Below are 23022 nucleotides of genomic sequence, written 5' to 3' on the forward strand. Positions count from 1 at the left end.
ACTTTGTCACCACAGCGACATCAGCGCCACATAAATTCCGGTGCCGACAAAGATGGACAGCAGCGCGTGCCGCCGCCACACCTGCAGGCTCACCGTCACCAGCACCGCGATGACCAGCCAGAGTTGTTGGCGTCCAGCCGCTTCGGGAACATCTCGAACGGTGTAGAGCGCCAGCATGACCATCACCCCCAACGGCATGTGCAGGCTCAGGTACCGGACCACGGTGCTGTGGCGCATCGGCGCCAGCACCACGAACGGCAAAGCCCGCAGCGCCCAGGTGACCGCGGCGCTGACCGCGACCAGCAGCGTGATGTAGCCGGTGTCAGGCATCGGCGATCCGGTACCGGGCCAGCAACAGCACGGTGAACGTCGCGAAGGCCCACACCAACAACTGCCCGGGCGCCACCAGCCAGGCGACGATGGCGCAGCTCACCGCCAGCAGCGCGGTCAACCGGTCCGGGTGCTGGCGGTAGGCATCGATGGCCAGCACGATGAACAGCGCGGTGAGCGCGAACTCAAGACCGTGCAGCCGCTCGATCGGCAGTGCCGCGCCGAGCAGGCCGCCCAGGCCCGCCGACACCGTCCAGGTCAGGTGCAGGCCCGCCTGCATGGTCAGGATCTGGCGGGAGGTCCAGTCCCTGGCGGCGGGACTGACACCGACCGCGTAGGCCTCATCGGAGATGACGTAGGTGCTGTAGAGCTTGCCGGGCAGCCCGGCAACCCGGTGCAGCGGAAAGGACAACGCGTAGAACACGTGCCGGGAATTCACGATCAACGTCGTCAACGCGACCGTCGCGACCGGCGAGCCGGCCGCGGCCAGCCCGACCATCAGGAACTCCAGCGAACCGGCGTAGATCACGGCCGCGAACACCGGCGCCCACCACCAGGCCAAACCGGCGTGCACCACCAGGAATCCCAGCGCCATGCCCAGCGGGAGAAACGCCAGGCCGATCGGGGCCGCCAGCCGGAGAACGGACATCCGGACAGTTTGGCAGCGCCGTCAACGGGTTATCCCGGATGCCATGAGGACTGAATTCCACGCGCAACTCGACCGGCTCACCGCCGAGCTCGGTGAGATGTGTGGAATCGCCGCCGACACCGCCGCCGAAGCCACCACGGCCGTGCTCGTCGGCGACGTAGCCGCGGCCCGGCGCGTTCGCAACCACCTGAGCAGCCTCGACGAGCTCAACGCACAGGTGGACCGGCGCGCCTTTTCGCTGTTGGCTCGGCACGCCCCGGTGGCCCACGACCTTCGTCTCGTCATGACCGCCTTCGCCATCGCGGCCAACGCCGACCGGATGGGCGCGCTGGCCACCAACATCGCCGGAATCGGCACCCGCGGGCGCACCGGTGTCGCCGTGCCGGCGACGGCACTGGGCTTGTTCGCGGACATGGGCCGCCACGCCGTCGATCTCGCCGAGCGGGCCCAGCGCGCGGTGATCGCCGGCGATACCGGCGAGGCCGCCCGCATCCAGCAGGGCGATGAAGCGATGAACGACTTGAACCGGCAACTGCTCGGCGCGGTGCTGAACGATCGCTGGTCCGACGGGGTGGCGGCGGCCACCGATGTGGCGCTGCTCGGCCGTTTCTACGAGCGTTTCGCCGACCACGCCGTGGACATTGCCCGGAAGGTGATTTTCCAGGTGTCCGGAAGGACCCCGGAAGTCGGTCAGATACCGATCTGATCAGCGATTCCGACGCCACAACTAGGTCACAGAATTGGCACAGATGTTAATAGAGTGAATATTGTCAACGATGATGGGCATTGAAGGGGGCACGTAGCCGACCAGACACCCTCGAGGAGAACACGTAATGGCCGCCCGAAGACTGGCCGTGCTCACTGCTGGGCTGGTGCTTGCCCTGAGCCCGCTCACCGCACCCATCGCATCGGCGGCACCGGAATGCTCCGATATCGAAGTCGTCTTCGCGCGCGGCACCGATGAGCCGCCCGGTATCGGCAAGGTCGGCAAGGCGTTCGTCGACACCCTGCGCCCCATGGTCAAGGGCTCCTCGGTCAAGACCTACGCGGTCAAATATCCGGCGACCTGGGACTTCATGAAGGCCGCGATCGGGGCCAACGATATGAGCAAGCGTATCCAGACCATCGTCGCGCAATGCCCGAAGACCAAGATTGTGCTGGGCGGATACTCGCAGGGTGCCGCCGTGGTGGACGTCGTCGCCACCGCACCCATCGCCGGCCTCGGCTACACCGCGCCGCTGCCGGCGGCAGCCGTCCCGCACATCGCCTCGGTGGTGGTGTTCGGCAACCCGTCGGCCCGCATCGGTAACCCGCTGACCCGGATGAGCACGGTCTTCGGGTCACGCACCGCTGACCTGTGCGCACCCGCCGACCCCATCTGCTCACTGGGCCGAGACTGGGACGCCCACGTCCAGTATCAGGAGTCCGGTCTGGTCAAGCTCGGTGCGGAATGGACGGCCAAGCTGATCAAGGCGGCGGACAAGAAACCCGAGACCACCAAACCCGTTCAGAGCACGTCAGCGTCCACGCCACGTTGACCCGTCCACCGGGTAGAGCACATGGGTGCCCCGCAGCCCCTTGAGTTCGACCTCACGCGGGGCGCCGAGCAGGATGTCGTCGAGACCGGCGACGGCCTCGCCCACCGGTGCGCTGAGCAGGATCTCGCCGCCGTCGGCCTGACCGGCCACCCGGGCCGCCATGGCGACATCCAACCCGAACAGGTCCTCGCCGCGGCGCACCGAGGTGCCCATGTGCACTCCGATGCGCACCTTGATGGACTCCCAGCGCTGCGGGTTGTCCTCCAACGCGGCCTGCACGTCCGCACTGCAACGCACCGCGTTCTCCGGGTCGGCGAAGGCCATCATGAAACCGTCGCCCTGGTTCTTCACCACATGGCCGCCGTGCTTACCGACCAGGGATTCGATCAGCTTGTTGTGCTTGCCCAGCACCCGCACCCAGGCCCGGTCCCCCATCGACTCGTTGAACTCCGTGGAGCCCTCGATATCGGAGAACACGATGACCACCCGGCCGTCCGCGGTGAGCCGGGCCAGGTCGGGCCGTTCGATCTGGGCCCAGCCCGCGAGGTCTTCGATCGAGTTGCGCACGGTGGCACCGAGCCCCTTGTTGATCAGCATGTCCGCGGTCTGGAACACCGTCTTGAGCGCCAACGGGGCGACGCCACGGCGACGTCGCCGGCGCTGAACGTCCTGCTCGGCCAGCATCCGGCTGAGTTCGCGGCGGACGTTGCCGAGTTGGCGGCGCGCGACGAGGAACAGCACCAGGAAGGTGATCAGTCCCGCGAGCAGAAGCCCGGCGGCGCCCAACAGGATGAGTTCGGTGCCGGCCACCCGCCGAGTATGACGGCTCAGTCGGGAAGCGAGTTGCTCAGACGCTCGGCGGCGGCCAGGTAATCCTCGATGAACTCGAGCACCACATCGCGGGCCGGCTTGACCTTGTTCATCAGGCCGACACCCTGACCGACGAAATACGTCGACAGCAGCCGGGCCCCCTCGTGGCCCTGATCGGCCAGCGCATCGATGCGGCGCAGAACCGGCTCGGACAGCATGTTCTGCAGCGGCAACGGCAGCGGCTGCTGACCGCCGGGGCTCGGCGCCCAGGCATCGGTCCAGTCCGAGCGCAGCTGGCGCGACGGCTTACCGGTGCGCCCCGCCGAGCGCACCGTGTCGCGCGAGCTGGCGGCCAGCATCTTGGTGACGGTGTGCGGCTCGGTCTCGGCCTCTTCGGTGGTCAGCCACACCGAACCGGTCCAGGCGCCCGCGGCGCCCATCGCCACCGCGGCGGCCATCTGCCGCCCGGTGACGATACCGCCGGCGGCCAGCACCGGCACCGCATCGTCGATGGCGTCGATGACCTCGGGGACGACCACCAGCGTGGACACCTCACCGCAGTGCCCGCCGGCCTCGGTGCCCTGGGCGACGATCAGGTCCACACCCGCCGCGACCTGCTTGACCGCGTGTTCCTTGGCGCCGACCAGCGCCGCGACCGGGATACCCCGCTCGCGGCCTGCCTCGATCATGTAGTCCGGTGGCACGCCGAGCGCATTGGCCATCATCGTGATCGGGTGGCTCATGGCGACCTCGAGCAGTTCCTCGCCGTTGCCGCCGGAGAGCACCGGCTTGCCGGTGCGGACCTTCGTGTCGGGCTCGATGCCGTGGTCGGCCAGCAGTTTGTCGACGAATTCCCGGTAGCTGTCCGGGATACGGGAGGCCAGGTCCGTACCGGACAGTGTTTCGCCCTTGCCCTCGAATTTGGCCGGCACGATGATGTCGATGCCATAGGGCTTGCCGTTGACGTGCTGGTCGATCCAGGTGAGCTCGCGGTCCAGCTGCTCCGGTGAGTACGCGGCACCGCCGAGGACTCCGAAACCACCGGCGTTGCTGACCGCGGCCACCACATCACGGCAGTGACTGAACGCGAAGAGCGGGAAGTCGATGCCGTAACTCGCGCAGAAGTCCGACGAAGATGAGGATGCCATCCGCCCATTATCGACAGGTGTCAACTCTGCGGTGAAGGGGCCCCCGTCACCGAATCGTCAGCAATGCTCCAGCCGGCGACCCATAGTGTGGACGGCATGCGCATCGGTCGACGAGAAGCAGTGGCGCTGACCGCAGGAGTGACACTGCTGGTCGCGGCGTTCGTGGTACCGCATCTGAACCTCGGCATCGTCACCCCGATGATCAACAGCACCCCCGAACGGCTGCGCGCGTTCGCCGATACCGCGCCGATCTTCGGGTGGTGGAATGCCCACGTCGGCTGGGGCACGGTGCCGGCGCTGCTGATCGCCGCGGCGGTGGTGTGGTGGGGCCCGACCGTGGCCGGCGCACTGCGCTGGCGTTCGCTGGTGGGCCTCACCTGGGCCACGTCATTCCTGTGGGCATTCTCGCTGGCCATGATCGACGGCTGGGAACGCGGTTTCGCCGGACGCCTGGCTGCGCGCCACGAATACCTGCGCCAGGTCCCGACCGTCACCGACATCCCCGAGGCGCTCCGCACGTTCTCGAGCAGAATCCTGGACTACCAACCGGATTCGTGGATCACCCACGTCTCCGGTCATCCGCCCGGGGCACTGCTGACCTTCGTCTGGCTGGATCGCATCGGCCTGGGCGGCGGCGCGTGGGCCGGACTGCTGTGCGTGCTGGTGGGTTCCAGCGCCGCCGCGGCGATCATCATCGCCATCCGTGCCGTCGCCGACGAGGCCACCGCGCGCCGTGCGGCCCCCTTCGTCGCGGTGGCTCCGACCGCCATCTGGATCGCGGTATCGGCCGACGGTTACTTCGCCGGTGTGGCCGCCTGGGGGATCGCCCTGTTGGCACTGGCCGTGCACGGCTCGACACGCTGGTCGATACCCACCGCGGCCGGTGCCGGGCTGCTGCTGGGTTGGGGCATCTTCCTCAACTACGGCCTGGGCCTGATCGCGGTCCCCGCGGTGGCGGTGTTGCTGACCGCCCCCGGGTGGCGCGCGGCGCTGCGCAGCCTGCTGCCCGCCGTCATCGCGGCACTGGCGGTCGTGGCGGTGTTCTACACAGCAGGCTTCTGGTGGTTCGACGGCTACCTTCTTGTCCAGGAACGCTATTGGCAGGGCATCGCCAACGACCGCCCGTTCCAGTACTGGGTGTGGGCGAACCTGGCCTCGACGGTGTGCGCGATCGGCCTGGGCAGTGTGGCCGGACTCGGCCGGGTCTTCGACATCAAGGCGCTGCGCGCGCGCTCCGGCGTGCATGTCCTGCTGACCGGAGCCTTCCTGTCGATCGTGCTCGCCGATCTCAGCATGCTGAGCAAGGCCGAAACCGAACGCATCTGGCTGCCGTTCACGGTGTGGCTGACCGCTGCCGCGGCGCTGCTGCCGCCGCGGTCACACCGGTGGTGGTTGGCGCTCAACGTCATCGGCGCCCTGGCGCTCAATCACCTGATCCTGACGAACTGGTGACCGCGAGCCCGCGACGCGCTTGAGGATGTAGTACACCGGCACGCACACCCACACCACGCCCACGGCGATCCAGAACCCGAGTGGATAGTCGCGGTCCAGCACCGTCGGGTTGTCGGGCCGCATCCCGGGCCTGCCGTAGACCGGAATGGCGAGCAGCGCCAGCACCACGGTGCACAGCCCCGCCACGGCGACCGGCGATTGCCAGCGCGCCGGCAGCAGCCTGCGCCCGCCCCAGCCCGCCGCCGCACACAGCGGCGCGAACACGAAATCGTGTACGACCGCGGCGACGACCGCCCACACCAGGATTCGCAGGATGATCACCGGCGGGTTGTCCAGCACCAGCAGCGCGCCATAACCGCCGAGACCGATCCCCGCCAGGGCCAGCAGAATCCGTATCGGCGTCACGACATCACCTCGATGCGGGACAGCCATTTGGTCTGCAGGACGCCCGGGCGGCTCGGGGCGATCAACCGGCACGGAAAGCCGTGGTCGAGATTGAGGGTCTCGCCGTTGACCTGCAAGGCGATCAGCGTCTGCGAGTCCCGGGCGTGCCGGGCGGGCAGCACCGTGCGCGAGTACGGGCCGGGTGGCTCCAAGGACACCATGCGTACGTCGGCATCCGGCGAACCACCCACCGTGGCAACGATTTCGGACAGCACCACGCCGGTCCATTCGGCGTCGGCGCTCCAGCCCTCCACACAGGCTATCGGCAACCTGAAGGTGGCCTGCGGCATCGCACGTAGCTCATCGAGGCTGAATTCCCGGGTGCGCGCACCGTTGGCCACCGTCAACCGGTACTGCGGTGATGACGCGGCCCGGCCAACCCCGGCCGCCGCGGCCGAGCGGTTCACCGGAACCCCTTGTGGCCCTTCCCCGGTACGCGGGGCGAGCACCGATACCCGGCGAAACACCGGGACCGTCTGGCCCACGGTGACCACCGTCGCCGCCGCCACCGCCAGCCAGGTCCCGCGCAGCACGGTGCGCCGACTCGGACCGACACGACCACCGTCGGCGAGATCGTCGAGTGGTTCACCGAGGGCGCGCCGGATGACCGGAAGCTTCACGGCCAGGTGCACGAGCACCGCCCCGGCCGCGACATAGGCCATCGCGTAATGCGCTGTGGGGAAATAGAATTCGAAGGCGTACCACTGGGCGATGTTCAGCAGGCCGGTCGACAGCTCGAACAGGATGGCGGCCACGAGCACCAGGATCGATGCCCGCTCCAGCATTCGGGCCGGCCCCCCGATGACGGGCCGCTCGAACAGCTTCGGCCATACCGACCACAGCTTCACCACCACCAACGGGATCGCGGCGATACCGGAGGCGACGTGCAGTCCCTGCGTCAGCCGGTACAGCCATACCGGCCGGGTGGGCCAGAAGAACCACGGTTGCGGATGCTGGATGAAATGGCTGATGAGCCCGGTGGCAAAGCAGACGGCGATCGCGACCCCGAGGGCGATACCCACCCGTGCGGTGACGGCGGTGCTCCGCAACCGGGTCACCGGGCCACCAGGCTCGCGATCACCCGGTCACCGATCGGGTGCACGGCCCGCATCACGAGTCCGACGTCCGCGGCGATGCGCGCCGCCGCGTCCAACCCCACCGAGGCCCAACGGAACCACGGGCCGATGGCATCGGCCGACTCCAATCGCACCCACTGGGACTCGACTCCTTTTTTGGCCGTGTCGAATTCGGCCAGGCACTCGCCGCCGCGACGCAGCAACTCACCGGCGCGCTGCAACACCCGCCAGGGATCGCCGCCCAGACCGACGTTCCCGTCGGCCAGCAGTGCGGTGTGCCAGCGGCCGGTTCCGGGTAACGGGCCGAACAGGTCTCGGCACAACACCGGCACGCCGCTGTCACGGGCAAGTGCCACCGCGGCGACGGACTGGTCGACCCCGAGCGCCGGCAAACCGCGCTGCACCAGGCCGGCCACCAACCGTCCCGGGCCGCACCCCAGATCGATGGTGGGGCCGTGGCACAGGTCGACGATGGCGCGGTCGAAGAGGCGATCGGACTCCGCCCCGACCAGCCAATCGCGTACCGGCAGCCGCTGCAACCGGCCGTCCTGGTGCCGGATCCAGCACCGCTCGCCGTCCAGGGCCCGTTCGTACAGGTTTCCGTGCATGTCAGACCCCGACCATGCGGGTGGCTTGGGCAAACCGGCCGGTGGGAGCGCACAACCGCCGCACCTCGGCGATATCGGCCACCGTGTCGACATCGGCCAGTTCGGTGACCAGGTGCACGCGAAGCCCGGCGTCGCGCAGCGCGGCCAGGGTGCGCGCCCCGGTATCGGGCTGCGACATCGGCACATCCCGCAGGCAGCCGGCCATCGCCGCGTCCCGCACACCGAGCACCCACCAGCCACCGTCGGCGGCCAGGCCGAGCACCGCATCCGCCACCAGTGCCCGTCCACATTCGGCGAGCAGATCCGGGCTCACCTGTGGTGTGTCCATCCCGATCTGCACCACGGGCAATCCCGGTGCTGCGGCGTCTTCGTGCGCACCGGCCAGCCGCTCGGCAAAACCGTCACCGCGTTGCGCGATGACGGTGAAATCGGCCAGCCGGTCCGCGATCTCGTCGGACCGACACGCCATCCGGAGGTCGCCGGTGAGTGCCACCACGCGCCGGGACACCGGTGCGGCGGCCACCGCATCCAGCGTGTCCAGCAGGGCGGCCGCCGCGATGTCGGCGGCGACCTCGGCGCCGACATCGGCGGCCAGCCTGGTCTTGGCCAGCCCGGGCACCGGGGCCTTCGCGACCACCAGCAGGGTTCCGGGCCACATCAGATTGCTCGCCAGAAATCCAGCGCGGCAATGGCGCTGCCGCGCACCGAGCCGCTGACCTTGGATGTGCCGCCCGTCCGTGGGCCGTAGACCACGTCGCGCTCCACCACCCGCCAGTCCGCCTGCGCGGCGCGGACCAGCAACTCCAGTGGGTAGCCGGACCGGCGGTCGGTCACGCCGAGGTCCAGCAGCGCGTCGCGGCGGGCCACCCGCATCGGGGCGATGTCGTGCACCGGCAGGTGGTAGCGCCTGCGGAGTCGCCAGCACACCGCGGCGGTGCCCAGCCGCGCGTGCCAGGGCCAGCGCAGCCCGGGGACAGCCCGGCGCCGGCCGATCGCCATATCGGCGCCGGCACCGAGTTCGGCGACCAGGGCGGGCAGTTCCTGCGGATCCAGCGATCCATCGCCGTCGAGGACCGCCACGATCGGCGTCCCGGCCGCGACCACCCCGGCATGTACCGCCGAGCCGTAGCCCGGCCGCGGTTCGGCCACCACGACCGCACCGTGCGCGCGGGCCACCTCGGCAGTCCGATCTGTGCTGTTGTTGTCCACCACCAGCGCGGTATACCCCGTCGGGATCGCCGCCAACACTCCGGGCAGTGACTGCTCCTCGTTCAGGCAGGGCAGCACCACCGTGACGGACGGACAGACGGGGTCGGCCATGGCTACGACGCTAGGCGGCCACCGCGCCGCGCACCACGCCAGATCCGTGACGAAATCATGACACCGCCGTTTCGCCGGGGCCCGGACGGCTAGCCTCGGAGGTTGTGACCCGGGTGCTGATCGCCGACGACGACACCGTCGTGCGTGATGTCGTCCGCCGGTATCTGGAGCGCGACGGACTCGATGTGGCGATCGCCCACGACGGTACCCAGGCCCGGCGGCTGCTGGAGTCCGGGCAGATCGACGTGGCGGTGCTGGATGTGATGATGCCCGGATCGGACGGCCTGACACTGTGCCGCGACCTGCGCCGCGACGGTGACTACAGCCTGCCGGTCATCTTGCTGACCGCGCTCGGCGAGCAGGACGACCGGATCGCCGGGCTGGAGGCCGGCGCCGACGACTACCTGACCAAACCGTTCAGCCCGCGCGAGCTGGCACTGCGGGTGCGATCGGTACTGCGGCGCACGAATGGACCCATATCGCCTGCGCCTGTGGAGCTTTCGGTGGGCGACCTGTTCGTCTCGACCACGGCTCGCTCGGCCACCGTGGCTGGACGGCCCCTCAGCCTGACCAATCGCGAGTTCGACCTGCTGGTGTTCTTCCTGACCCACACCGACACCGTTTTCTCCCGCGCGGAGTTGCTCAAGCACGTGTGGCGCTGGGACTTCGGTGATATGTCCACGGTTACGGTGCACGTCAAACGGTTGCGTGCCAAACTCGGTGATCAGCACCGGGTGCAGACGGTGTGGGGCCGCGGCTACCTGTGGAGTAGCGGCGATGAGCGCCCGCGCGAAGAGCAGAGCGTCCGGTGACCGACCTCTGGGAGATCGCCGGGTGGGCACTGGCCTGCTCGCTGCCGGTCGTGGCGGCCGGGGCGGTCGTGATCCGGCTCGCGCGGTCCTGGTCGCTGGCGGTCAGCATGGTGGCGCTGGTGCTCATCCCCACGCTGGCCACCTTCACCGGTGTGCTCGGCGCCAGCGGGTTCATGATCACCGAAACCTTCGCGCAGATCGCCGTCGTGCTGGTGATCGTGTCGGTGGTGACGATTCCGGCCGCCGTCATGCTGGCCCGCTACCAGGCCCGGCGCACCGTGTGGGAGCAGGAGATCCGCGATTCGGAGCGGGCTGCCGAACAGTCCCGGCGCCGGCTGGTGGCCTTCGTCAGCCATGACCTGCGCACACCGCTGGCCGGGATCCGCGCCGTCTCCGAGGCCATCGCCGACGGCGTCGTCACCGATGACGAGGTGCGCAGCCAGGCCAAACACATCGAACAGGAATCGATCCGGCTCGCCGATATGGTCGATGACCTGTTCGAGATGTCGAAGATCAACGCCGGCGCGGTGGCCCCGACCCACGAACCGGTGGCACTCGACGAGGTGGTCGACGATGTCCTTGCCGCACACCGTATTCCCGCGCAGCGGGCCGGAGTGATGCTACGTGCGGAGCTCACCGAACAGCCGGTGCGCATCGTGGGCAGCGATCGTTCCCTGGTACGGGTGCTGTCGAATCTGGTGGCCAACGCCATCGCCCACACGCCGGAGGGTGGCAGCGTCACGCTGGCGGTCGGCTCCGATGGTGGGCACGCCTGGGCCCGGGTCGATGACACCGGGGTCGGCATCGACGAGAACGATCTGCCGCGAGTTTTCGATGTCGCGTATCGCGGCTCCAATGGCCGTGTGCCACGTGCGGATTCGACGCTGCCCAGCGGCTCGGGCCTGGGTTTGGCGATCGCCGCAGGCCTGGTGCAGGCGCATGGCGGATCGCTGACCGCCCGCAATCTGGACTCCGGTGCCCGGTTCGAGGTACGGCTGCCGCTGTCGGGCTGATCCAGGGCTAATCCCGCAGCGGCGCGAACGCGAACTCGGCCAGGCCATCGTGCGGGTCCACCGCCGCACGGAAGCCCAGTAGCTCGGCGGCCCGCGCCGGGTCGGCGACGATGTGGCGGACATCCCCGTTGCGGTACTGCCCGGTGACCACCGGAGCGGGCGCGTTGCGCGCTTCGCTGAGGCGGGTGGCGACGTCGAGGATCGACACCGGCCGCCCCGAACTGACGTTGAACGCGGTGAATCCGCCGAGGTTCGCCTCGACCGCAGCGACGTTGGCCGCCGCCACATCATCGACGTGCACGAAGTCGCGCATCTGCCCACCGTCCTCGTACACCTTGGGCACGCCGCCCGCCTCGAGCTGCGAGCGGAAGATCGCCGCCACCCCCGAGTACGGGGTGTCGCGCGGCATCCCCGGGCCATACACGTTGTGGTAGCGCAGCGCGACGACCGAACCACCCACCGAATCGTTGAACGCCAGGGCGTAGTGCTCCTGGGCGGTCTTGCTGGCCGCGTACAGGCTGCGTGGCTTCAACGGCGCGTCCTCGCCGACCAGCCGCCACCGCAGTGGTTCACCGCCGATCGGACAACGATGGTCGAAGACACCGCTGTCGAGGTCGGCGCGGCTGCGTGGCAGCGGTTCGACCGGTCCGTGTTCAGGGCAGTCGTAGCCACCCTGCCCGTACACCACCATCGAGGAGGCCAGCACCAGCCGCGAGCAGCCCGCGGCGAACATCGCGGCGAGCAGCACCGTGGTGCCGTAGTCGTTGTGGCTGCCGTAGGAGGGTGCATCCGCGGCGTTGACGCCGGCACCGACCACCGCGGCCTGGTGACAGACGACGTCGACACCGTCGAGCAGACCTGCCACGGCGTCGGCGTCGCGGATATCGAGCAGCCGGCAGTGCGGCGGCGGCTCGGCACCGTCGCGATGGGCGGCGGGCAGCATGATGTCGACCGCGACGACGTCGTGGCCCGCCTCGGCCAGCCGCGCCCAGATCCGGCTGCCGATGAACCCGGCGGCGCCGGTGAGCAACACCCTCACGGCAGTTCGAACGGGAGCGTGACGCCCTCGTGTGCCAGGCAGTGCGTACAGGTGCGTTCGGGCGCGACTCCCGCGATGGCCTCGTGCACAAGCTGCTTGAAGCCTGCGATGTTGCGTTCGAACTCGGCGAATACGTCGACCGCACGCACGCCCGCACCCGCCTCCACGCCGGCATCCAGATCGGTCACCAAAGCAATGGCGGCATAACACATTTCAAGCTCGCGAGCGAGCACCGACTCCGGGTATCCGGTCATGTTCACCAATGCGAAGCCCTGAGTGGCCCACCACTGGCTCTCGGCGCGGGTCGAGAACCGCGGCCCCTGGATGACGACCATGGTGCCGCCGTCGATCACCGAGGGCAGCTCCGATGCCGCGGCCCGCAGCGTCGGGCAGTACGGGTCGGCGAACCCGACGTGGATGCCGCCGGAGTCGAAGTAGGTGTCCGCACGCCCGCTGGTCCGGTCCACGAGCTGGTCGGGGACCACGATGGCGCCCGGTCCCAGCGCCGGGGTCAGGCTGCCGACGGCGCACGGGGCGAAGATGCGCCGCACCCCGAGCGCCCGCAACGCCCACATGTTCGCCCGGTACGGCACCGTGTGCGGCGAGAACTCGTGGTTGAGCCCGTGCCGCGGCAGAAACGCGACATCGTGGCCGGCGACGGAGCCGACGGTGATCGCCGCGCTCGGCGCTCCGTAGGGGGTGTCCAGGTTGATGGTTCGGGCGTCCGGACCGAAGAAGGTGTAGAAGCCGCTACCTCCGATGACGCCGAGCATCAGGCGTCGGGCTGCCCGTCCAGTTCGGCCCGTTCAGCGGCTTGGCGGGCGGCATCGCGAATGGCGAAGGCATCGGTGGCCAGCCCACCGATCGCATTGGCCACATCCTTGACCGCGGTCGTGATGATGGTCGCGACCTCGCCCACCGTGGATGCCACGGTCTCCACACCCTCCTGCAGGGCGTCCTTGGTGATTTCGCTCTTGCTGAGTCGGTCAGTCATGTGCTCAGTCTCATGCGGGTCGCACGATGTGACAAGGTGCGCCGCATCACGCCAGCTCAGGCACACATGCAACGATGGCGCGCGTGGCTACCGTTGCGCAGTGGATCGAGGGCGCCCGTCCGCGCACCCTCCCGAACGCGATCGCGCCCGTCATCGCCGGCACCGGCGCAGCGGCGTGGCTCGGTGCGGCCGTGTGGTGGAAAGCGCTGCTCGCGCTGGTGGTGTCGCTGGCCCTGATCGTCGGGGTGAACTACGCCAACGACTACTCCGACGGCATCCAGGGCACCGACGATGTGCGCAGTGGGCCGCTGCGACTGGTCGGTTCCAAGGTGGCCTCCCCGCGCGCGGTGCTGACCGCGGCGCTGGTGAGCCTGCTGGTGGGCGCCGGGGCCGGACTGGCCCTGGCGATCGTCAGCCAACCCTGGTTGATCGCCATCGGCGCCGCCTGCATTGCGGGCGCCTGGCTCTACACCGGCGGCGCCAAACCGTACGGCTACCGCGGGCTCGGCGAGGTGGCGGTCTTCGTGTTCTTCGGGCTGGTCGCGGTGCTGGGCACGCAGTACACCCAGGCGCTACGGGTGGACTGGGTGGGCCTGGCCATGGCGGTCGCGATGGGCTCGCTGTCCTCGGCGGTGCTGGTGGCCAACAACTTACGAGACATTCCCACCGACACCGACTCCGGCAAGATCACGCTGGCCGTCCGCCTCGGCGATGCGAAGACCCGGATCCTCTACATCGGCCTGCTGGTAGTGGCCTTCGCGGCGACGCTGGTGCTGATGGCGGCCACGCCGTGGGCCGCGGCCGGGCTGGTGGCGCTGCCGTTGGCGCTGCGCGCGGCCGGACCGGTGCGCCGCGGACTGGGCGGCCGGGAGCTCATTCCCGTGCTGCGCGACACCGGGCTCACCATGCTGGTGTGGGCGATCGCGGTCGCGGCGGCCCTGGCGTTGGGCTGACCCGCCCCGGAGCCCTCGATGCGAGATCGACGTGAGGGTCGTGATCTCGCCGGAACTGCCCCGAATCACGACCGTGGAGTCAATCTCGGCCCGAGCACTCCGACCGCATTGCCGCCGGGGCCAGCGTGGTCGGCAGCGGGGGTTCGCGCTCCTCGACCACGGTGACCGATCGCCGGTTCGCCCGGCGGACCGCCCAGAACACCACCAGAAGCGCCACCGCGAGCAGCGGATACCCCATCGCGATGCGCGCGATCGCCAGCCACCCGGTGTGGCCGCCATCGTAAAGCCATTGCTGGACAATGAATTTGGTGGCGAACATGACCACGAACGCCAGCGTCGCGATGTCGAACCCGCGCCGCACCACCTTGTCGGCGTGCCAGACCGGGTCGGGTCCACTGCTGCGTAGCAGGTTCCAGATCACCCCGATCAGCGGCCTGCGAACCAGGATGGATACCGCGAAGACCGTCGTCATGGCCAGGCTCGACCAGATCCCCGGCAGGAAATAATTCTCCGCTGATCCGGTGAAGTACGCGATCAGGGCGGCGAAGACGACACCGAGCAGTCCGGACACTGCAGGCTGGATCGGTTCGCCGCGCATCCGGCGCACCACGATCAGTGCTGCGCTGACGCCGACGGCGACCACCACTGCCACGGTGAGTCCGGCGATCGCGTTGACGATGACGTAGGCGAAGGTGGGGATGGCGGCGTACACCAGCCCCGAGATACCGCCCACCCTCTCCAGCACGGTCGGTTGAGGTTTGTTCATATCCACATCGGACACTCGGACGTAACGGCACAGTCAAGTCGGGGCCCTGGGCCAAGATGGACCCGTGGCGTGGAGTACCCGTGAGATCGCCGAACTCGCCGGCACCAGCCTGCGGGCCGTCCGGCACTACCACCAGGTCGGCCTGCTTCCCGAGCCCGAACGGCGATCCAACGGCTACAAGCAGTACGGGGTCGCGCACCTGGTCAGGTTGGTGCGCATCAAACGACTCGTCGATCTCGGGTTCTCGTTGCCGCAGATCGCGGCGCTGGGCGACAAAGACGACCATCCCGAACAGGCCCTGCGTGAACTGGACGCGGAACTGGCCACGACCATCGAACGGCTGCAGCGGGCCCGGGACGAACTGGCCGAACTGCTGACCAACTCGGCGCCCACCGATCTGCCGCCCGACTTCGCGGCACCCGACGCCGTCGCCAAGATGACCGATGCGGATCGCAAGCTGATCGTGGTGCTCACCCGGGTGCTGGGCCCCCGCGGCCGGCGGGCCTACGCGGACATGATGCGTGACACCCCGGAAGATCCGGCCGCCGCAGAACTGGACCACCTTCCCGCCGACGCCGATGAGGCGACCCGCAAGGACCTCGCCGAGCGCTTGGCCCCGCACATCCGGGCGGTCCGAGAGGCCCACCCCGGACTCACCGAAGCCCGTTCCGACGCCCCGCGTGGGGCGCGTTTCGCCGAGAAGGCGATCGACGCTGCCATGGCCGATCTCTACAACCCGGCACAGCTCGACGTGCTGCGCCGGGCCGGCGAAATTCTGCGCGGCTCAACCACCCAGGGCCGGTAGCGGCAGCGGCGCCAGCCGGTGGCCAGGCGGTTCGGTACCGTGCAGGTGCCGCACGAAATAGTCCCAGGTGCGGCGTAGGAAGTAGTGCTGGGCGCCGATCAGCGCGTGCTCGGCACCGGGGATCATGATCAGGTCGAAATCCTTGTCGGCCTTGATCAGTGCGTCGACGAGCCGCATCGTCATGTACGGGTGCGCGTTGTCATCGAGCTCACCGTGGATGAGCAGCAGCTTGCCGGTGAGATTGCCGGCCAGCGTGGCATTCGAGATGGCACGCCTGCCTTCCTCGCTGAGATCGCCGTGATAGTGCTCGGCCCACATTGCGAGGTTGATGTTGTTGTCGTGGTTACCCGATGTCGCGACCGCCACGTGGTAGGCCTCGGGATACATCAGCACCGCACGCGCGGCGGCGAAGGCACCCGCGGACTGGCCGGTGATCCCGACCCGTCCGGTGTCCAGCCACGGATACCGGTGCCCGAGTTCCCGGATCGCCGCGACATGGTCATCCAGGGCGCCACCGTTGCCGAGGTCGCCGTAGGAGTGGTCATGAAATGCCTTGCCGCGCGCCGCACTACCCCGTCCGTCGATGGCCACCACGGCGAAGCCGAGCGCCGCGAAGGCCTCCGGTTCGCCCTGATGCGGCGGATCGAACGACGGTCCTGCCCGGTAGACCTGCGGACCCGGGTAGATGTGTTCGATGATCGGGTAGCGCCGTTGCGGGTCGAAATCGTGTGGGCGCCAGAGCAGACCGTAGATCGGAGTCCTGCCGTCCGCGGCGGTGGTGCGGAAGCGCTCGGGCGGGCTCCAGCCGAGCGCTTCCAGTGCCGCCGTGCCGGGTGATTCGAGCTCGACGGTCACCTTCCCGTCGGCGTCGAGCACCACCGATCGGGGCGCCATGCTCGACGAGGATGCCCGATCCACGATGTAGCCGCCCTCGGGTGGGCTGACGGCGTCGTGGTCGAGATGGTCGTCGGTGAGCCGGGTGAATCCGGAACCGTCGAGGTCGATCCGGCAGATCTGCCGGATGTACGGATCGTCCTCGACGAGGCCGCCGGCGATGAACCACAGCTGCCTGCGTTCCTCGTCGACCCACAGCAGCGAGCGAACGAGCCACGGCCCCCGGGTGATCTGGGTGCTGCGCTGCCCGTCGGCCGAGTACAGATACAGGTGGCCCCAGCCGTCGCGCTGCGACCACCAGACGATCTCGCCGGACTCCAGCACGTGCACCATATGCGGGTCCCCGAGTTGCACCGCGGGATCGACGCGCGTCTGACCGGTCTCGGTGATCAGCGTGGTCGTGGCACCCGTCTCCGGGTCGAGCCGGCGCAACTCGAGGGTGCGGGCGTCGCGGGAGTGGTGCAGGAAGTGCACGGCATATTTCCCCGTCGCTTCGCTCGCCCCGATGTCACCTCCCGTCCACCACGCGTAGACGAGCGCCGTGTTGTGCATGATCGCCGTCGGCGGGTCCTGCTGTCGGACCATCGAACGATCGGCGACGTCGAGGACGTTCCACGTCATGTGTGCGACCGCGTCCTCACCGGGCATTGTGTAGCGGGTGCGGTGTTCGACCGGGCGGCCGCCGTCGCGCGGTGTGGATTCGACGAGCACCAGCTCCGGCAGATCGCGTTGGTCGATGCGCTGCACCAGGATTCGCGCGGAGTCCGGCGACCAGTGGAAGAACAAGGGGGCAGGCAGGCCGAGGATGCGCATCAAGGCCTTCGCCCCGGTGGTCTCGGGCAGTCCTCCGTAGTCGAAATGCGGTTCGGCGTCCTCGGTGAGTGCGAACTCCTCGTCGGTTCCTGCCCGGCTGCGCTGATCCCCCGGTCGCTGCGCTCCTGCCCGCCGGACCCAGATGTTGCCGTCCCGGCCAAATGCCACCCACTGCTCATCCGGGGACGGCACCTCACCGGGCCGGGGCGTCGCATGCTCGGACTCGCGCAGACCCGCATCGTCGGACCATTCCCACGTCTTGTCGAAGGCGCTGAACCGCATCGCATCACCGCGGAACGTCACCGCAAGTATCGGCAGGTCGTCGCCGTTCACCGCATGCCCCGATGCCACCGAGAGCGCCGCGGCCAACCGGTCATGGTCGAACGCGGCGCGGCGGCTACCCGCGACCGGATCGACCATCACGTAACGGGCGCCGACCTGGTACCAGAACCGCTTCCCACCGGAAAGCCACTGCGGTGCCAGCGTGCTGCCCGGTACCTTGCGTGCCCGGTAGGGCGCAAGAAGCTGCTCGGCACGTGCGTAATCGGAGTCGGTCAGGATTCGTGTCACACCACCATGCAACACCCGGACGTAGCGGCACGGTCAAACCTCGGAGTCGCGGGCGCTGGCCGATCTCGAACCGGCGGTCGGCTAGCTTTCCTCGCCGCGCAGCCGCGCCTGTAGCGTCTCCTTGTCCTTGCGGCGGCGCTCGTCGAACTCGGCGATGCTCAGGGTGGCACGGCGGCGCAGCGGCGCGAAGATCCAGATGCCCAGTGGCAGCGCCAGCACCAGCGCGAACAACACCGCCACCACGACCGGGAACTCGCGCAGCCCGACCAGATGGCCCGCGCCGATGATCACGCCGGTGAGGACCGCGGCCAACGCCAGCCGGGCGAACAGGTAGGCACCGACATCACGCATCATCCGGGGACCCGGCCGAGAATCAGACACGGCCCGAGCCTACCCACGCAACGCGTATATTCGGAGCAAGGAGGTTATTCGCTTGCAGTACTTACTCCTGGCCCTGATTCTGGCCGGGCTCGCATACGCGACATACCGATTGGTGCGCGCCTCGGCCAATCGCCCGAGGCCGCGCGTGATCGGACCGGATGACGATCCCGATTTCCTGCGCAGGCTCCGCGACGGCGACAACCCGCGCGGTTAGTCAGGTCGCGGCTGGGAACCCCGCGGCCACCACCGCTGCCAGCCGTAGCAACGCTTCCCGCGTCGGTGGCTTAAGGCGCTCCAGGCTGATCTCGGCACCCTCTTCGAGGTGTGGGTCGAACGGCACCTGAAGCACCGCCCGGCACCGCCGGGAGAAGTGGTCGACGACCTTTTCCAGGTCGACCTTGCCCGAGCGCGGGCGCACCGCATTGACCACCGCGACGGCGTTGCGCACCAGGTCCTGATGGCCGTGCGCGTCCAGCCAATCCAGCGTCGCCGACGCCGAGCGCGCGCCGTCCACCGAGCCGGAGCTGACGACGATCAGCACATCGGCCTTCGACAGCACCGCGGCCATCGCCGAGTGCAGCATCCCGGTACCGCAATCGGTGAGCACCAGGCTGTAATAGCGCTCCAGCAGTTCGACGGTGCGCGCGTAGTCCTGCGAACTGAACGCCTCGGAGACCGCCGGATCGGATTCCGAGGCCAGCACCTCCAGCCGGCTGGGCCCCTGCGAGGTGTAGCGCCGGACATCGCTGTAGGAGGCGATCCCCTCGGCGTCACGCAGCAGGTGCCGCACGGTGGCCGGGGTCTCCAACGGCACCTTCTGGCTCAGGGTGCCGCGGTCGGGGTTGGCGTCGACCGCGATGACACGGTCACCCCGGGCGGATGCGAAGGTGGCGCCCAGTGTCGCGGTGACCGTCGTCTTGCCGACCCCGCCCTTCAGGGACAGCACGGCGATGCGGTAACAGCCCCGCAGCGGCCGGCCGACCTCTTCGAGCAGGGTGATCTGGTTGGTGACCTTCGGGCTCTCACCGACGTTGAGCAGTGTGAACGACGCGAGATACAACCAGCGGCGCCAGCCACTCGTGGGGGCCTGCTTGGGCTGGCCGAGCAGCGCGACCGTGGACAGATCGAGGTAGGGCGCCGGCAGCGGGACCGGGCTGGTCTGTGGGGGCAGGTCCGGCGGCGCGCTCGCCCCGGTCACATTCCCCGTCGCTGCGCTCGCCCCGGCCACATTCCCCGTCGCTGCGCTCGCCCCGGTCACCGCGGGGAACCCGCGCGGTGGTGTCGGTGCCGTCCACTCCGGCGGCACCTCCTGTGCGGGATCGACAAACCGGTTCTGCTCCCGAAAGCTGGGCACGACTCAGACCCCCGCGTACGAGTGCAGACCCACCGTGACCAGGTTGATGAAGAACAGGTTGAAGATCATCGCAATGAACCCGACGACGTTGATCCAGGCGGCCTTCTTGTCGCGCCAGCCGGCGGTGGAGCGGGCGTGCAGGTAGGCGGCGTACACCACCCACGCAATGAACGAGACCGTCTCCTTGGGATCCCAGCCCCAGTACCGGCCCCAGGCCTCCTCCGCCCAGATGGCACCGAAGATGACACCGAAGCCGAACACCGGAAAGGCGAAGATGGTGGTGCGGTAGGCGATCCGGTCCAGCAGCTGCGCATCCGGAAGGCGCGCCAGCATCCGCCCGAAACCGTTGTCCCGCTGGGCAAGCGGGGACATCTTCAGCAAGAACAGCACGCTGGCCACACCGCCGACCAGAAAGACTCCCGAGCCCAGGCTGACCACCGAGACGTGGATCGGCAGCCAGTAGGACTGCAGCGCGGGCATCACCGGCGCGGCGTGGGTGTAGAGCCACTTGCCCGAGACCGTCAGCAGGACCAGTACCGGCGGCAGCACGAAGACCCACAGGCCGCGATACTGCGGACGGCGCAACACCACTGCGGCGGCGACCAGACCGGAGAAGCACGTCAGGTTGATGAACTCGTACATGTTGCCCCACGGCACCCGTGAGGTCGCCAGGCCGCGCAGCACGATGCACGCCGCCAGCAGGGCGATACCGACATAGGTCAGCGCGACACCTGCGCGTCCGATGCGCTCGTCGGCGGTGCGGGCCGCAGCGTCGGTGACGATGCCGGGAGTGGCGCTGTCGGCACCCACCGCGGCCCCGACCAGTTCACGGGCCTCGACCTTGCGGCCGCGCGAATAGGCCAGTTCGACGGCCAGCATCAGCAGCGCCAGCACCAGGACCACCACCGACGAGGTGAAGGCCCAGTCCGAGTACCTGGCCAGCTCGATATCGATGTCGGTGCTGTTCATGAATGCTTACCTCCGTCACTGAGCAGGCGGTCCGTCAGCCGCTCGAACTCGTCGCCCCACCCGGAGTTGTCGGTGCGGGCCAGTCCGCCAAGCTCGACGCTCACGGTACCCGCAGGTGCGGGGGTCATCCGAACCCAGATGCGGCGGCGGCGCACCACCAGCGACACCACCAGACCGGCCATCATGGTCAGCGAGAACACCAGCACCCAGATCTGGGCGGGATCGTGGGACACCTGCAAGTTGATGAACGGCACGGCCCCGTCGAAACGGATGGTGGTGCCGTCCTCGAGGCGCTTCTCCTCGCCGACGTTGAGGTTGACCCTGGCCTCCTTGTTGAGGCGGCCCTGCCCGATCAGCCGGGGGTCCAGGTCGAAGATGGACTGTGGGCGCCCGGTGTCCAGGCCGGCGTCGCCGCGGTAGATGTCGATGGCCACGGCGGGCTTGTTCATTGCCGGGAAGCTGGACGACAGCAGGGTGCCCTGCAGGAATTCGGTCGGGGCGAACAGCCCCTGGATCGCGATCTGTTGTTCGCGGCGCTCATCGGGATCGGGATAGGTGCCCGCCGGCGGGTCCACCCGGATGACCCCGGAGGACAGCAGGGTCAGCGGATCATCGGGGCGCCACTGGACCGTGCTGGTGCGGGTCTGGCCGTCGGGGAAGATCACGGTGAATGTCGGCGCGTACCCGTGACCCTGCAGGTACACCCGGTCCCCGCCGACACGCAGCGGGTGGTTGACCTCGAGCCGGTAGTCGTTCCAGGTGTTGCTCTCCAGATCCGCGCCGGCCTGGTATTCGATGTTCGCGGCGAAGGTGACGGCCTGCCCGCTGGGCAGGTAGTCGGCATCGAAATCGTTGACCTTCACACAGATCGGGTACAGCGAGGTGCCGTCGACGGTGTTGCCCGCCCGGAACGAGTCGAAGGCGGCCGGGGACGCCGAACAGAACCCGGGGCCGCCGTTGGCGATGACGATGACGTTGCCCTCGTAGCCGAAGAGCTTCCCGGCGGCGATGGCGACCAACAGGCCGAGCAGCGAGAAGTGGAAGACGATATTGCCGAACTCGCGCAGGTAACCCTTCTCCGCGGAAATCTCGGTCATCTCGTCCGTTGTGCGGGTGGTGCGCCGCCAGCCCTTGAGCCGGTCATCGATGGCGGCCGCCAGTTGCGCGGTATCCCCGGATACCTCGGCCTCGTGGTGTTTGGGCAGCCGGGACAGGTTGCGCGGCGCGGGAACCGGCACCGCGCGCAGGCTCTTGATGTGCTCGGCCAGGCGCGGGGTCAGGCACCCGACCAGCGAGATGAACAACAGCACATAGATGGCGGTGAACCAGAAGCTGGAGAAGACGTCGAAGCCCTGCACCCGGTCCAGCCACGGCCCGATGGTCGGGTGCTCGAGAAGATACTCGTCGACCTTCGCGGCGTTGAGGCTGCGCTGGGGCAGCAGGGCCCCGGGTATGGCGGCCAGCGCGAGCAGGAACAACAACACCAGCGCGGTGCCCATGGAGGTCAGGGTGCGCCAGGTGTTGCGGATCAGCGCCCATATGTTCCGGATGGCCCTCATATCGGCAACCTCACGTCGGACACGAACGCATCGCGGACCCACGCCACGAAATCACCCCAGAGTCCGGTCACCAGAGCGATTCCGACCGCGATCATCAGCACACCACCAAAGATCTGGATACCGCGGGTGTGTGCCCGCAGCCAGCCCAGGCCGCGCACCGCCCGGGCCGACCCGAAGGCCAGCAACACGAACGGCAGTCCCAGGCCCAGGCAGTAGGCGATCACCAGGGTGATCCCGCGGGCCACCGCCGACCCTTCCGTCGCCGAGGACACCGCGATCACCGCGGTCAGCGTCGGGCCCAGGCACGGTGTCCACCCCAGCGCGAACACCGCGCCCAGCAGGGGCGCACCGCCCAGCGTCGAGAGTTGCCGCGGCGCGAACCGGGCGTCCCGCTGCAACAGCGGGATGAAGCCGATGAACACCAGGCCCATCGCGATGGTGACCACACCGCCGATGCGTTGCAGCAGTTCCTGATTGGTGATCAACGCCGTCGTCATCCCGAGTACCGCGACGCTGCCGAGCACGAACACCACGGTGAAACCCGCGACGAACAGACCGGCCGCACCGGCCACCCGGAAGCGGCTGTCGCCGCCGGAGATCGCCGCCAGATACGACAGGTAACCCGGCACCAGCGGCACCACACACGGTGAGGCGAAGGACACCAGTCCGGCCAGCATGCTCAGCCCGACCGCGAACAGCAGCGGCCCGCCGGTGATGATATCCGT

General features: G+C 68.8%; 27 protein-coding genes. 8 read left to right on the forward strand and 19 right to left on the reverse strand.

Features of this window, described 5'->3' with window-relative positions; all coding sequences use genetic code 11:
- Positions 1 to 6: 6 nt before the first annotated feature.
- Both EXE63_RS10475 and EXE63_RS10480 read right to left on the reverse strand, forming a co-directional pair.
- On the reverse strand, positions 7 to 330 hold the full coding sequence (locus EXE63_RS10475; protein WP_168141890.1) for a branched-chain amino acid transport AzlD family protein: 324 nt from the start codon (positions 328 to 330) through the stop codon (positions 7 to 9).
- Complete coding sequence (locus EXE63_RS10480; protein WP_168141891.1) at positions 323 to 979, reverse strand: AzlC family ABC transporter permease; 657 nt, start codon at positions 977 to 979, stop codon at positions 323 to 325. The genes EXE63_RS10475 and EXE63_RS10480 overlap by 8 nt, the downstream gene beginning before the upstream one ends.
- Positions 980 to 1022: 43 nt before the next feature.
- On the opposite strand from EXE63_RS10480, the gene phoU reads away from it, so the two are divergent.
- Positions 1023 to 1685 (forward strand): phosphate signaling complex protein PhoU, encoded by a 663-nt coding sequence (gene phoU / locus EXE63_RS10485; protein ID WP_168141892.1) that lies wholly within the window; start codon positions 1023 to 1025, stop codon positions 1683 to 1685.
- 127 nt (positions 1686 to 1812) lie between these two features.
- Positions 1813 to 2517 (forward strand): cutinase family protein, encoded by a 705-nt coding sequence (locus EXE63_RS10490; RefSeq protein WP_168141893.1) that lies wholly within the window; start codon positions 1813 to 1815, stop codon positions 2515 to 2517.
- On the opposite strand, the gene EXE63_RS10495 is transcribed toward EXE63_RS10490, so the two are convergent.
- Positions 2497 to 3327 carry an adenylate/guanylate cyclase domain-containing protein gene (locus tag EXE63_RS10495; RefSeq protein ID WP_168141894.1) on the reverse strand — a complete coding sequence of 277 codons (831 nt, stop codon included), beginning with the start codon at positions 3325 to 3327 and terminating at the stop codon, positions 2497 to 2499. The genes EXE63_RS10490 and EXE63_RS10495 overlap by 21 nt on opposite strands.
- A 17-nt stretch (positions 3328 to 3344) precedes the next feature.
- On the reverse strand, positions 3345 to 4475 hold the full coding sequence (locus tag EXE63_RS10500) for a nitronate monooxygenase (protein ID WP_168141895.1): 1131 nt from the start codon (positions 4473 to 4475) through the stop codon (positions 3345 to 3347).
- 96 nt (positions 4476 to 4571) lie between these two features.
- On the opposite strand from EXE63_RS10500, the gene EXE63_RS10505 reads away from it, so the two are divergent.
- On the forward strand, positions 4572 to 5927 hold the full coding sequence (locus EXE63_RS10505) for a hypothetical protein (RefSeq protein ID WP_168141896.1): 1356 nt from the start codon (positions 4572 to 4574) through the stop codon (positions 5925 to 5927).
- Here EXE63_RS10505 and EXE63_RS10510 read toward each other — a convergent pair.
- Genes EXE63_RS10510 through EXE63_RS10530 form a run of 5 tightly spaced genes read right to left on the reverse strand, consistent with a single transcriptional unit; the run spans position 5853 to position 9375 of the window.
- The gene (locus EXE63_RS10510) at positions 5853 to 6332 is read right to left on the reverse strand and encodes a hypothetical protein (RefSeq protein WP_168141897.1); all 480 of its coding nucleotides are present in this window, start codon (positions 6330 to 6332) and stop codon (positions 5853 to 5855) included. The genes EXE63_RS10505 and EXE63_RS10510 overlap by 75 nt on opposite strands.
- Complete coding sequence (locus EXE63_RS10515; protein WP_168145509.1) at positions 6329 to 7420, reverse strand: molybdopterin-dependent oxidoreductase; 1092 nt, start codon at positions 7418 to 7420, stop codon at positions 6329 to 6331. Before EXE63_RS10515 ends, EXE63_RS10510 begins: the two co-directional genes overlap by 4 nt.
- A gap of 5 nt (positions 7421 to 7425) precedes the next feature.
- Entirely contained in the window at positions 7426 to 8055 is a 630-nt protein-coding gene (locus EXE63_RS10520) for a class I SAM-dependent methyltransferase (protein ID WP_168141898.1), read from the reverse strand.
- 1 nt (position 8056) lies between these two features.
- On the reverse strand, positions 8057 to 8713 hold the full coding sequence (locus EXE63_RS10525) for a TIGR04282 family arsenosugar biosynthesis glycosyltransferase (RefSeq protein WP_168141899.1): 657 nt from the start codon (positions 8711 to 8713) through the stop codon (positions 8057 to 8059).
- Positions 8713 to 9375, reverse strand: a complete 663-nt coding sequence (locus EXE63_RS10530) for a glycosyltransferase family 2 protein (protein WP_168141900.1) — start codon at positions 9373 to 9375, stop codon at positions 8713 to 8715. The genes EXE63_RS10525 and EXE63_RS10530 overlap by 1 nt, the downstream gene beginning before the upstream one ends.
- Before the next feature lie 104 nt (positions 9376 to 9479).
- Between EXE63_RS10530 and EXE63_RS10535 the strand changes: the two genes are divergently transcribed.
- Positions 9480 to 10187: a response regulator transcription factor gene (locus tag EXE63_RS10535; RefSeq protein WP_168141901.1), complete on the forward strand. Its 708-nt coding sequence runs from the start codon at positions 9480 to 9482 to the stop codon at positions 10185 to 10187.
- Complete coding sequence (locus EXE63_RS10540) at positions 10184 to 11200, forward strand: sensor histidine kinase (RefSeq protein WP_168141902.1); 1017 nt, start codon at positions 10184 to 10186, stop codon at positions 11198 to 11200. Before EXE63_RS10535 ends, EXE63_RS10540 begins: the two co-directional genes overlap by 4 nt.
- A 7-nt stretch (positions 11201 to 11207) precedes the next feature.
- Here EXE63_RS10540 and EXE63_RS10545 read toward each other — a convergent pair whose 3' ends face one another.
- From EXE63_RS10545 to EXE63_RS10555, 3 genes are read right to left on the reverse strand one after another with little or no spacing between them, the layout of a single operon-like run.
- Complete coding sequence (locus EXE63_RS10545) at positions 11208 to 12239, reverse strand: NAD-dependent epimerase/dehydratase family protein (RefSeq protein WP_168141903.1); 1032 nt, start codon at positions 12237 to 12239, stop codon at positions 11208 to 11210.
- Entirely contained in the window at positions 12236 to 13015 is a 780-nt protein-coding gene (locus EXE63_RS10550; RefSeq protein ID WP_210000680.1) for an S-methyl-5'-thioadenosine phosphorylase, read from the reverse strand. The genes EXE63_RS10545 and EXE63_RS10550 overlap by 4 nt, the downstream gene beginning before the upstream one ends.
- Positions 13012 to 13233, reverse strand: a complete 222-nt coding sequence (locus EXE63_RS10555; RefSeq protein WP_057170085.1) for a hypothetical protein — start codon at positions 13231 to 13233, stop codon at positions 13012 to 13014. The genes EXE63_RS10550 and EXE63_RS10555 overlap by 4 nt, the downstream gene beginning before the upstream one ends.
- A gap of 83 nt (positions 13234 to 13316) precedes the next feature.
- Here EXE63_RS10555 and EXE63_RS10560 point away from each other — a divergent pair, with 83 nt between their 5' ends.
- Positions 13317 to 14186, forward strand: coding sequence for a 1,4-dihydroxy-2-naphthoate polyprenyltransferase (locus EXE63_RS10560; protein ID WP_168141905.1), 870 nt, complete (start codon positions 13317 to 13319; stop codon positions 14184 to 14186).
- A 79-nt stretch (positions 14187 to 14265) separates the two neighbouring features.
- Here EXE63_RS10560 and EXE63_RS10565 read toward each other — a convergent pair whose 3' ends face one another.
- Complete coding sequence (locus tag EXE63_RS10565; protein ID WP_168141906.1) at positions 14266 to 14952, reverse strand: DUF3159 domain-containing protein; 687 nt, start codon at positions 14950 to 14952, stop codon at positions 14266 to 14268.
- 64 nt (positions 14953 to 15016) lie between these two features.
- Between EXE63_RS10565 and EXE63_RS10570 the strand changes: the two genes are divergently transcribed.
- Positions 15017 to 15757: a helix-turn-helix domain-containing protein gene (locus tag EXE63_RS10570; protein ID WP_168141907.1), complete on the forward strand. Its 741-nt coding sequence runs from the start codon at positions 15017 to 15019 to the stop codon at positions 15755 to 15757.
- Here EXE63_RS10570 and EXE63_RS10575 read toward each other — a convergent pair.
- Positions 15737 to 18034, reverse strand: coding sequence for a S9 family peptidase (locus tag EXE63_RS10575; RefSeq protein WP_168141908.1), 2298 nt, complete (start codon positions 18032 to 18034; stop codon positions 15737 to 15739). The two genes, EXE63_RS10570 and EXE63_RS10575, sit on opposite strands and share 21 nt — an antisense overlap.
- Positions 18035 to 18115: 81 nt before the next feature.
- Complete coding sequence (locus EXE63_RS10580; RefSeq protein ID WP_210000682.1) at positions 18116 to 18388, reverse strand: DUF4229 domain-containing protein; 273 nt, start codon at positions 18386 to 18388, stop codon at positions 18116 to 18118.
- Between the two features lie 79 nt (positions 18389 to 18467).
- Between EXE63_RS10580 and EXE63_RS32875 the strand changes: the two genes are divergently transcribed.
- A complete protein-coding gene (locus EXE63_RS32875) occupies positions 18468 to 18629 on the forward strand; it encodes a hypothetical protein (protein WP_234904436.1) in 162 nt (53 codons plus the stop codon).
- Here EXE63_RS32875 and EXE63_RS10585 read toward each other — a convergent pair whose 3' ends face one another.
- The 4 genes from EXE63_RS10585 to EXE63_RS10600 are packed head-to-tail and all read right to left on the reverse strand — an operon-like array spanning position 18630 to position 22974.
- Positions 18630 to 19769, reverse strand: a complete 1140-nt coding sequence (locus EXE63_RS10585; RefSeq protein ID WP_168141910.1) for a MinD/ParA family ATP-binding protein — start codon at positions 19767 to 19769, stop codon at positions 18630 to 18632.
- A gap of 3 nt (positions 19770 to 19772) precedes the next feature.
- Positions 19773 to 20738, reverse strand: coding sequence for a c-type cytochrome biogenesis protein CcsB (ccsB, locus tag EXE63_RS10590; RefSeq protein WP_168141911.1), 966 nt, complete (start codon positions 20736 to 20738; stop codon positions 19773 to 19775).
- A complete protein-coding gene (resB, locus tag EXE63_RS10595) occupies positions 20735 to 22297 on the reverse strand; it encodes a cytochrome c biogenesis protein ResB (protein WP_168141912.1) in 1563 nt (520 codons plus the stop codon). Before resB ends, ccsB begins: the two co-directional genes overlap by 4 nt.
- Entirely contained in the window at positions 22294 to 22974 is a 681-nt protein-coding gene (locus EXE63_RS10600; RefSeq protein WP_168145510.1) for a cytochrome c biogenesis CcdA family protein, read from the reverse strand. Before EXE63_RS10600 ends, resB begins: the two co-directional genes overlap by 4 nt.
- Positions 22975 to 23022: the final 48 nt, after the last annotated feature.

It is taken from the genome of Mycolicibacterium frederiksbergense (assembly GCF_012223425.1).
Taxonomy (GTDB): Bacteria; Actinomycetota; Actinomycetes; order Mycobacteriales; family Mycobacteriaceae; genus Mycobacterium; species Mycobacterium frederiksbergense.